This is a genomic window from Streptomyces sp. NPDC019890, assembly GCF_044903445.1.
GTDB lineage: Bacteria > Actinomycetota > Actinomycetes > Streptomycetales > Streptomycetaceae > Streptomyces.
Map to the genome: position 1 here is coordinate 494,778 of NZ_JBJDQK010000001.1, position 9,654 is coordinate 504,431.

8 protein-coding genes and 1 pseudogene are annotated in these 9,654 nt (G+C 70.6%); 6 read left to right on the plus strand and 3 right to left on the minus strand.

Annotated elements, in window-relative coordinates:
* The first annotated feature begins 203 nt into the window (after positions 1 to 203).
* Positions 204 to 1,316 (plus strand): NADAR family protein, encoded by a 1,113-nt coding sequence (locus ACI2LP_RS02150; protein WP_404722609.1) that lies wholly within the window; start codon positions 204 to 206, stop codon positions 1,314 to 1,316.
* A gap of 89 nt (positions 1,317 to 1,405) precedes the next feature.
* Here ACI2LP_RS02150 and ACI2LP_RS02155 read toward each other — a convergent pair whose 3' ends face one another.
* Both ACI2LP_RS02155 and ACI2LP_RS02160 read right to left on the minus strand, forming a co-directional pair.
* Positions 1,406 to 4,027, minus strand: coding sequence for an MXAN_6230/SCO0854 family RING domain-containing protein (locus ACI2LP_RS02155; RefSeq protein ID WP_404722610.1), 2,622 nt, complete (start codon positions 4,025 to 4,027; stop codon positions 1,406 to 1,408).
* 266 nt (positions 4,028 to 4,293) lie between these two features.
* The gene (locus ACI2LP_RS02160) at positions 4,294 to 5,160 is read right to left on the minus strand and encodes a PhzF family phenazine biosynthesis protein (RefSeq protein WP_404722611.1); all 867 of its coding nucleotides are present in this window, start codon (positions 5,158 to 5,160) and stop codon (positions 4,294 to 4,296) included.
* Between the two features lie 159 nt (positions 5,161 to 5,319).
* Between ACI2LP_RS02160 and ACI2LP_RS02165 the strand changes: the two genes are divergently transcribed.
* The 5 genes from ACI2LP_RS02165 to ACI2LP_RS02185 all read left to right on the plus strand — a co-directional run bounded on the left by ACI2LP_RS02165 (position 5,320) and on the right by ACI2LP_RS02185 (position 9,125).
* Positions 5,320 to 5,688, plus strand: a complete 369-nt coding sequence (locus ACI2LP_RS02165) for a hypothetical protein (RefSeq protein ID WP_404722612.1) — start codon at positions 5,320 to 5,322, stop codon at positions 5,686 to 5,688.
* A gap of 83 nt (positions 5,689 to 5,771) precedes the next feature.
* Positions 5,772 to 6,359 (plus strand): 3'-5' exoribonuclease domain-containing protein, encoded by a 588-nt coding sequence (locus ACI2LP_RS02170; RefSeq protein ID WP_404722613.1) that lies wholly within the window; start codon positions 5,772 to 5,774, stop codon positions 6,357 to 6,359.
* Positions 6,360 to 6,429: 70 nt separating this feature from the next.
* Positions 6,430 to 6,867 carry a MarR family winged helix-turn-helix transcriptional regulator gene (locus ACI2LP_RS02175; RefSeq protein WP_404722614.1) on the plus strand — a complete coding sequence of 146 codons (438 nt, stop codon included), beginning with the start codon at positions 6,430 to 6,432 and terminating at the stop codon, positions 6,865 to 6,867.
* A gap of 176 nt (positions 6,868 to 7,043) precedes the next feature.
* Positions 7,044 to 8,144 (plus strand): catalase family protein, encoded by a 1,101-nt coding sequence (locus ACI2LP_RS02180; protein ID WP_404722615.1) that lies wholly within the window; start codon positions 7,044 to 7,046, stop codon positions 8,142 to 8,144.
* A gap of 120 nt (positions 8,145 to 8,264) precedes the next feature.
* Complete coding sequence (locus ACI2LP_RS02185; protein WP_404722616.1) at positions 8,265 to 9,125, plus strand: chitosanase; 861 nt, start codon at positions 8,265 to 8,267, stop codon at positions 9,123 to 9,125.
* A 47-nt stretch (positions 9,126 to 9,172) separates the two neighbouring features.
* On the opposite strand, the pseudogene ACI2LP_RS02190 reads toward ACI2LP_RS02185, so the two are convergent.
* Positions 9,173 to 9,499: pseudogene (locus ACI2LP_RS02190) on the minus strand (solute carrier family 23 protein); the annotation flags it as partial.
* Positions 9,500 to 9,654 lie beyond the last annotated feature (155 nt).

Here is a 9,654-nt window from a genome sequence, read left to right on the forward strand (position 1 = left end):
CGTGTACTGAATCCATCGACCTGTTGCCGGGCGTCGTGAGCGACGGGCTCCTCGCGGTTCCCTCTCCTCCATGGGAAAGCACCGGCGCAGGGGCAGGACCCACCCCGGCAGCGCGGACAGCGTGACCCGCACGGTCACCGCGCATGAGACAGGCGGAGCAAAAGCACCGGCGGCGCGCCTGGCGGGTCCGGCACAATGGCGCGATGATCGGCAACCGGACCACCTACCGCATGGCGGACGGCAGACGCATACCCGGGACCTGGCGGCACGCCTTCATCCGCAACGGCGACTACCATCTCACCGACCTGTTCATCTACGCCGACGGGCTCATCGACTGCTGGGAACTGGTCACCCTCGACGAATTCGAGAAGAAGCTGCACTGCGGCTGGGTCGCCACCGAACTCCCGGACGGCGCAAGGGCGTCCGGCCACGCGCTGGCCGCCTGGACGTTCAGCGAGCCGCGCAGCTGGCTCACCCCCGAGCTGCTGCTCGCCGAGGTGCGGGACACCATCGACCAGCTGAACGGCCGTCCTGACTCGACGGAGCGGTGCCTGGCCGGCGTTGACGCGTTCCTCGCCGACCGGACCGAGGAGAAGCGGGCCGCCGCCCGCGCCGCCTACCTCGCCATCCCGGAGACCCAGCGCCTCTATGCGCTCGGCGACATGGACCGGAAGGACTGGCCGCTCCAGGTCCTGGTGGCCGGGCCGGGCGGGCAGGTGGAGGCCTGGCCGGACGAGCCCGTCACGCAAGAGGATTACGACGAGGCGGTCGCCTACTTCGAGGACCGGGCGAAGTGGATCGCCGAACGGCCCTCCCGGATCCCGGCGGACGGACCGGCGACCCCGGTCGCGCCTGCGATCCACCTGTACCAGTCGTATCCGCTGAAGCCGTCGGACGACCCGGGCACGAAGGCGCTTCGCAACGACTACCCCGCACCCGTCGGCGTCGACGGCGCCACCTATCCCTCCGTCGCCCAGGCGTACTGGGCCCTCTCGGCCGCCGACCCCGACGCCCGGGCCGCTATCACGGGCGCGGGCACCCCCGCCGCCGCGCGTGGGCTGGCCGCAGACGCCCGCCGCCGCGACGGCTGGGAGCAGGCCCGGGCCGCTGTTATGACCGGCCTGCTGCGGGCCAAGTACACCCAGCACCCCGACCTGGCCGAGATCCTTCTGGCGACGGGCGACGCGACCCTCGTGTACGACGACACCGACTCCGGCTTCTGGGGCGACAAGGCCGGCCGCGGCAGGAACTGGACCGGTCGCCTCCTCGAACTCGTCCGCTCCGAACTGCACGCACAGCGGGCCGGGATCATCTGACGCCCGGGGCACCTGCCCCTGCTGTCAGAGCCGGTCGGCGGTGGTGCTCGGAAGGACGAGCTCAACGGAGAGTCCCCGCCGACGACCGGTCACCGAGGAGCGAGAGCCGTGACCATGTCGGCGGCAGCGAGCAGGCGAACCCGCGCCGCGTCCTGGATCAGCGGGTACAGGGCGAACACCTCGCTTCCGTCGGGCAGTTCCAGGTCACCTCGGAGCAGGTATGCCAGCCGCGGTCCCGCCGACGGCCCGTCACCATCGTCGCCCTCGCCCGCGTGAGCGTCCGTGTCGGGCGAGCCGATCCGGGCGGCGAAGCCCGCCACGTCCTCGCCGTCCCGCCGCCGGTACACGCTCCGTGAACCGTCCGTGTGGCGCAGGACCATCGTGGTCGCCCGGGCCGCGGCCTGCCACACCGCCAGCTCGCCCAGGCCGACGCGAGCGCCCGAGGCGAACAGATCCGTCAGCCGGTGCGCGAGGGTGGCCAGCGCGTCCGCGTGCCGCCATACGGCGTGGTGTGTACCGGTGACTCCCTTCACGACGTCGAGCCAGCGCATGGTGCGCGCCTGCACGTCGATGAGCAGCGGCACGCAGGCGCGGCTGCTCCCGGTGAGGTCGAAGCGCTGCTCGACGGAGCGCGGGTCGAACACCGGCCCCAGGTTCCCGGGTTGGTCCCGCAGCATGAGCCCGGCGAAGGCTTCCGCCAGGTCGCCGAAGGGGACGTTGTTGTACGAGTACACGACCGCGACGACGTAGCAGACGCCGGCTGCGCCGAGCCGGTCCAGGTCGAGGTCCACGAACTCGCTGGCGCCGAGCGGAGGCGGCGCGTCCTGGAGGTCCCCGGAGTGCACCGCGGCCTCGCCCGCGTACCGCAGGCGGGTGTAGTCACAGACCCCGAGGTGCTGCCAGTCCGCGTCGAACATCGCGGCCGACAGGTCCAGGTCGGTCCTTCCCGAGGTGGGGCTCTCCATCCAGTGCAGGAACAGGCGCAGTGTCCTGCCGTCCGGTACGGCGAGTTCGCTGCCGCGCGGGAGGGTCACCAGGGCTCGGGACGCGGTGCGTTCGGTGAACGGCGCGACGACACCGTCCAGCGCGGCATCGACGACCGCGAGCTCCACGGGTGCCGCCTTGCCCGCCCTGCGCAGCATCTCGGCCGTCAACACGTCGACCACGGTCCGCACAAGGGCGGCGGGCAGCACCGGCCTGCTGTCGTCGGCCACATGGGTCTTCGCCGCCGCGCCCTTGGGAAAGAACACGCGCGCCACCCTCTCCCGGGTCCGGGTGCGGATCGCACCGAGCGCGGACAGCAGGACGGCCGGCGCCACCCGCGGAACCGTCCGCTCCAGCGCGGAGACAACAGCGCGGGCGCCGCCCTCGTCCCCCTCACCGATCAGGCGCAGCAAGTGGTCGAGGCGGCGGACGAGTTCGCCCGGCCGCCGCTCGAGCAGCGTGAGCGCCCCGGCGAGGTCGCAGGCCGCGAGTGCGGCCTCTACCTGGCCGCTCCAGCTGTACGCCGTGACGGCCGGGCCGGTGACGTCGATGTCGACGACGGTCTCCGCTGCCGTGCGCAGGGCGGCGGACAAGGCGTCGTCGCCCAGCCGGGTGCCACGCAGCGCGGCGAAGGCGAGAGCCGCGCACGGGAACCGGTCCGCGTGCTCGAAGGGGTGCAGGAGCTCCGCCGCGTGGATCCAGGCCCGCCGGTGCCGCCGCATGTCCTGAGCCGCCTGTGCCGGGTCGAGCGTGTCGAGTACGGACAGCAGAGCGCGGCGCAGGGGCCGGGACACGGGGGCGAAACGCGGGATCTCGACGAGTCCGGCGTCTCCGCCGGAGCGGACCGCGAGCACGCGCAGTACGTCGGTGGCGGTGTTGATGAGCCGGGCCGCGACGGGAAGGGCGGCGGGGAAGGCCGCGGGGTCGGCGAGCAGCCAGGCGACGAGGCGGGCCTTCGTCTCCCGGCCGGGCACAGTGGCGGGCAGCCGGTCGAGGTCGTCACGGGTCCTGGCTGCCAGCAGAGCTTCCAGGTCGTCGGTGTCCTGGGGGCTGAGAGCTCCAGTGCGGGCAAGCAGCGTGTCCAGTTCACGGGCTGCGTCCGCCTGGCGTTCCGTCAGGTCGCCACCGTAGGACAGCAGACGCAGGCGCTCGGGCGCCGCGGCGCGGCGGAACAGCTGTCGGCGCGGGCGCTTGGGGCGCAGGAACGGATCGGACGGGTCGATGCGGCGCTCGCACACGGGGCACGACGAGAAGTCGGCGCCGTCGAAGCACGAGCCGCACACCAGGTGGGCGCACGGCGAGACGGGCACGACGGAGTCCACCGTGCCGCAGAGTACGCACGGCTGCTCGGGGCGCTGGAACAGCACCGTGAGCACGCGGTCGACGTAGTGCGCGTACGTGTCGTGCGGTGTGCTGTCGGGGAAACCACGCAGCAGGGGCACATGCTCGCGGTCGGCGCCGAGGGCGCTGTCCATGTCGTCGAGCAGTTCTCGGCCCACCGCGCCCAGGGTGGGTGCGTCGAGTGCGGCGAACGCGGCGCGCAGCGGCGGCGCCAGTAGGTAGCCACGGTCGACGAGGTCGGCTTCGAGCAGGGGCACTCCACCGCCGGCCGGGTCTGCGGCGGCTGCCGGAGCGGGCAGGTAGACGGCGCCGCGCCGCAACAGAAGCACGGCGGCGAGGCTGCGCGGGCGGGTGACGGTACGGGTAGTGACCGTGGTACTGGACAAGTCTCTTTCTCCCCCTCCCGGATGACCGGGTGTCGCGCGGGGCGGGAAGTGAGCACGCTGATTCATCGGCAAGAATGAGAAGGAAGCACACTCGGGAGCCGCCCCGCGCCCCGCGAACCTAACAGCCGTCGGGCCTGCGGCTCATCCCGTTTTCCAGGCGTGCGTCGACCCTGCGCGAAGCCTCCCGCGACCACGGGTGCCCTCGCATGACTCGGAACCCGACGGACCCTGGCACCGGCGGTCCCGCCGCGGGCGGCCGGCCCTCGTCAAGCGATCCGTGTGCCCGCCCCGCTCACCCGCACGCGCTTGTCGCCCTCGCGCAGTTCCACGGTCAGCACCCCCGGACGCCCCATGTCCTCGCCCTGGTGGAGGGTGAGCACAGCCGCCTCGGGGACCAGGCCGAGTTCGCGGGCGTACGCACCGAACGCGCCTGCCGCCGCGCCCGTGGCCGGGTCCTCCACCACGCCACCCACCGGGAACGGGTCGCGCACATGGAAGACGCTCTCCGACTCCCGCCACACCAACTGCACCGTGGTCAGATCGAGGCGGTGCATCAGGGCTTCGAGACGTTCGAAGTCGTAGGCCAGATCCGCCAGCCGCTCACGGGTCGCGGCCGCGAGCACCAGATGCCGCGCGCCGGCGAAGGCGATGCGGGGCGGCAGCGCCGGATCCAGATCGGCGTCCGGCCAGTCGAGCGCGGCCAACGCCTCGGCGAGGTCAGCGTCCGCGATGTCCTCGGTGTGCGGCTCGACCGTGGTGAGTGTGGCCCGCAGCGCCCCGCCCTCTTCGCTCACCGTCACCGGCACCGTCCCGGCCCGCGACGCGAACACCAGGTCGCCGGTCCCGATGCGCTCGCCGAGGGCGATGGCGGTGGCGACCGTGGCGTGCCCGCAGAACGGCACCTCCGCCTTGGGGCTGAAGTACCTGATGGTGAAGGCCCGTCCGGGCTCCCCGCCGAGCCCCTCGGGCGGCGCGGACAGGAACGCGGACTCGCTGTACCCGAGGTCGGCGGCGATGGAGAGCATGTCGGCATCGTCGAGCCCGGAAGCGTCGAGGACGACCCCGGCGGGGTTGCCTCCCTCGGGGTCGCCGGAGAAGGCGGTGTAGCGCAGGACTGCGTGCTTGGTCGTCATGACCTGCCGAACTACGGACCGAAGTGGTTTGTTCCCAACCGAGGTCAGGGAAGTGTGGAGTTCCTGCAGCCGCTTCTGTGGCCCCTTGAGGGCGGGCACAGCGGTCCATACGGCGCTGCTCGGCGGGCGGATCAACGCCATCGGCCGGATGCTGAAGACATGCCGCATCGACTCAGGGGAAGGACGCCCGCCCGCCACCGCGAGGCTGGAACGGTCGGGGTGCACATCGACCCCACTCAAGCCGGGGGCCTCGTCTACGAGACTCTGAGCGCGATCTTCGCTCCTGTCCAGCCCGGGGCCGGTCGGATCGTCTCGGACGGCGGCCCGGTGGTGTCCACCAGATCCTTCGACGTACGAAGGCAGCGCCCTCTCAGCGAGCCGGTCCTGCTCGGCGAAGCCGTCCGCGCGCTCGTCTTCGGCCGCCCGAAGGACATCAAGCGGCTCGTCGACGGCCTCCAGGCCCACTTCACAGTTGGCCACGGTGAGCAGGAGCACGAGCTGGTGATCGGCCCGAAGCAACGCGGCTGACAGCAGCGGCGCGCCCGAAGCAGGGCCCGGTCCGCCAACAAAACCGGATGTGCCGGGAGCAGCGCCGATGCGATGCTCCCGGCATGGCACGTCGTATGAAACCCAGTCTCTACATCTCCGTCGACATCGAGGCCGACGGCCCGATACCCGGCCCGTACTCGATGATCAGCTTCGGCGCGGCGGTGGCCGGGCGCCAGGATGCCGACAGTTATGCGCCTGCCGATCCCGAGTCGCACACCTTCTACCGCGAACTGCGGCCCATCAGCGAGGACTTCGTGCCCGAGGCGCTGGCAGTCAGCGGGCTCGACCGGGACAGGCTGATCGCCGAGGGCAGTGAACCGGCCGCCGCGATGGCCGAGTTCAGCGCCTGGGTGGACGAGGTGAGCGTGGGCGCGCAGCCCGTGATGTGCGGCTATCCGGCCTCGTACGACTGGACCTTCCTGTACTGGTATCTGCTGCGCTTCACCGGAGCGAGCCCCTTCGGGCACTCCGGCTGCCTGGACATGAAGACGCTGTACGCGACCAAGGCGCGCCTGCCGCTGCGTGCCGTCGCCAAGGGCACGATGCCGCGCGAGCTGCTTTCCCGGCGGCGGCACACTCACCACGCTCTCGACGACGCGATCGAGCAGGCGGAGCTGTTCAGCAACCTCATGGCGTGGCCGGGGCGCTGACCCCGGCTGGGGGCCGCCCCTCGGGGTCCGGCGTACGGCGACAGCCACCGCAGCGACGCAGAATAGGGCCATGAGTGACAACCGCCCGGCCCCGACCACGCTCGACGACCAGCTGTGTTTCGCGCTGTACTCCGCCTCCCGGGCGGTGACGGCGGCATACCGGCCGGTCCTTGCGGAGCTGGAACTGACCTATCCGCAGTATCTGGTGATGCTCGCGCTCTGGGAGCGCGGGGAGGTCCCGATGAAGGATCTCGGCACGGTTCTGGGCCTCGACTACGGCACGCTGTCGCCGCTGGTGAAGCGGCTGGAGTCGGCCGGGCTGCTGCGGCGTGTGCGGCAGCCGGAGGACGAGCGGCTGGTCATGGTGGCGGCGACGGAGCGGGGCGAGGCGCTGCGGGAGCGGGCCGAGCAGGTGCCCACGGCAATGGGCCGGCGGTATGGGTTGACCGCGGACGAGGCGGGCCGACTGAGGGACCAGCTGCGTGAGCTGGTCGACCGGCTGAGCTGAGCGCCGAGCGGGAGCCGCCGGGCCGCAGGGGAGGGCCGGGAGGCCGCAGCTCCAGTCGAAGTGCAGAGGCGATTCCGAGTGGGGATCTTCACACCCAGTTACATCGTGCACAATTTAATTGTGGGCTATCTTTCTCGTAGGACATGCCACAGAGCACGGCAGAGGAGAGGCCCGCCATGGAATTCGTCAGGTACGAGACATACACCCCCGTCGAGCGACCCACCTATCAGCAGGAGCTGGACGATGTCGTCGGCAACGTCGCCCGGCGCACCCGGGAGTCCGTCGAGCGGCAGGGCGTGGGCCGCGCGGTCCGTACGGCACACGGCAAGACGTACGGACTGGTGAAGGCCACGGTCACGGTGGGTGAGGTGCCGGCGTCGTACGCCCAGGGGATCTTCGCCACCCCCGGCGCCTACGACGCCGTCGTCCGCTACTCCAACGGCCTCGGGCACCTGCGCGCCGACTCACTGCTCGGCGCGGCCTGCGGCATGGGCATCAAGATGTTCGGGGTGCCCGGCGACTCACTGCTCTCCGACGAGTCGGAGGCGACGACCTTCGACCTCAACCTGATCAACAACCGGGTGTTCTTCGCCAATACGGCGTACGACTACATGGTCATCGAGGAGCTGTTCGCCGAGCTGCCCGACGCACTGGTGAACCCGGCGCGGCGCAAGTCGTGGATGGGTGAATTCCTCACCAGGCGCGGGACGTTGGAGACCGCGGACGAGTGGCTGTGGGACGAGCTGTTCGCGATGCTCTCGTTCACCCAGGTCCCGCGGCAGAACCTGCTTTCGTACACGTACAACAGCATGGGCGCCTTCCGCCACGGCGACCACATCGCCAAGGTGCGGACCGTGCCGGTCACGCCCGTCACGCATCTTGCGGTCGATGTGCAGGCGGACGGCGAGGCGTTCCGCAACACGCTGGTGGCGGAGGCGGCCGAGCGGGACCACGTCTTCGAGCTCCAGGTGCAGCTCAACACCGATCTGACCCGGATGCCGGTGGACAACACCTCGGTCGAGTGGCCCGAACAGCTCTCGCCGTGGGTCACGGTCGCGACGATCGCCATCCCGCGCCAGGACATCGCCGGGGAGGAGAACCTGGCCGCCGCGGACACCACGTCGATCACGCCGTGGCGCACCCGTGAGGACCACCGGCCGATCGGCGAGATCCAGCGGGTGCGCGAAGAGGTGTACCGCCGCTCGTCGATCGAGCGGCATCGCATCAACGGGCAGGCGCGTGTGGAACCGGCGAGCAGCGCCGAACTCCTGGACTGAACTCCTCGGCCGACCCCTGGGCCGAACTTGCCCATGGCGAAAGGGTGTACGCCACTTCCGCACTCTGATAGGAAAGCTTCCTAACAGAACACGGACCGACGAACTCCCCTTGGAGGCACCGTGCCCGCCCCCCACGCACGCCCTGCACGTCCACTCAAGTTCCTCCCCCGCATCGCGCTCGGCGTGGCCCTCCTCGCGGTGCCGGCCACCGCCGTGGCGGCCACGTCCGACGAGCCCGCGGAGCCCTCCCGCGCGACCGTGGCTCCCGCTGCCACCGGGCTCGACGACCCGGCGAAGAAGGAGATCGCCATGCAGATCGTGTCCAGCGCGGAGAACTCCTCGCTGGACTGGAAGGCGCAGTACAAGTACATCGAGGACATCGACGACGGCCGCGGCTACACCGCCGGCATCATCGGCTTCTGTTCCGGCACCGGCGACATGCTGGATCTGGTCGAGCTCTACACCGACCGCAAGCCCGGAAACGTACTCGCCAAGTACCTGCCCGCACTGCGCAAGGTCGACGGCAGCGACTCGCACGCGGGGCTCGACCCGAACTTCACCAAGGACTGGAAGAAGGCGGCCCAGGACTCGGAGTTCAAGAAGGCCCAGAACGACGAGCGCGACCGGGTCTACTTCAACCCGGCGGTGGGCCGCGGAAAGCAGGACGGCATCGGGGTACTCGGCCAGTTCATCTACTACGACGCGATCGTCATGCACGGCGACGGCAGCGACAGCACCAGCTTCAGCAGCATCCGCAAGAAGGCACTCGCCAAGGCCAAGACGCCGGCGCAGGGCGGTGACGAGAAGACGTATCTGAACGCCTTCCTCGACGCCCGGGTCTGGGCGATGAAGCAGGAGGAGGCGCACGAGGACACCAGCCGGGTCGACACGGCCCAGCGGGTCTTCGTCAAGAAGAACAACTTCAACCTCAACACCCCGCTGGACTGGAAGGTGTACGGGGAGAGCTTCCACATCGACTGAGTCCGAACCGAGTCCGAAACGCACTCCTGCCGCGAAAGGGCCGAGCCTCACAAAGGCTCGGCCCTTTCGCATGCTGCTCCGACGGGAAAGGCCAGGTTGAGGACGATGGCCACGATGCACCCGGTCGAGATGCCCGAGTCGAGCACGACGAGCGCGTCCTTGGGGAAGGCGTGGTAGAACTCCGGCGCGGCGATCGGGATCAGCCCGACGCCGACGGAGGACGCGACGATCAGTGCGTTCTCACCCTTCTCCAGGGCGGCCGAGGCCAGCGTCTGGATGCCGCTGGCGGCAACCGAGCCGAAGAGCACGATGCCCGCGCCGCCGAGTACCGGCAGCGGGACGAGCGCGATCACGGAGGCCGCCACCGGACACAGAGATCACCGCCCCGGGGGGGGGGGGGGCGCCGCGCGCGCATGACTCCGCCCCCCCTCACCAACCCCGCCCCCGCCGCTCGAGCGCGCGCCGCGACAGGTCGTTGGTGTTTTCGATCATCTTGGTCACGCGCTCATAGGCGCGGTTGATCTCGATG

What these genes read in the sequence shown, in the direction of transcription:
- ACI2LP_RS02170 (WP_404722613.1), top strand. Translation starts at nt 5,772, where the DNA reads ATGGCACGTCGTATGAAACCCAGTCTCTACATCTCCGTCGACATCGAG.
- ACI2LP_RS02180 (WP_404722615.1), top strand. Translation starts at nt 7,044, where the DNA reads ATGGAATTCGTCAGGTACGAGACATACACCCCCGTCGAGCGACCCACC.
- ACI2LP_RS02150 (WP_404722609.1), top strand. Translation starts at nt 204, where the DNA reads ATGATCGGCAACCGGACCACCTACCGCATGGCGGACGGCAGACGCATA.
- ACI2LP_RS02165 (WP_404722612.1), top strand. Translation starts at nt 5,320, where the DNA reads ATGCCGCATCGACTCAGGGGAAGGACGCCCGCCCGCCACCGCGAGGCT.
- ACI2LP_RS02160 (WP_404722611.1), bottom strand. Translation starts at nt 5,160, where the DNA reads ATGACGACCAAGCACGCAGTCCTGCGCTACACCGCCTTCTCCGGCGAC.
- ACI2LP_RS02175 (WP_404722614.1), top strand. Translation starts at nt 6,430, where the DNA reads ATGAGTGACAACCGCCCGGCCCCGACCACGCTCGACGACCAGCTGTGT.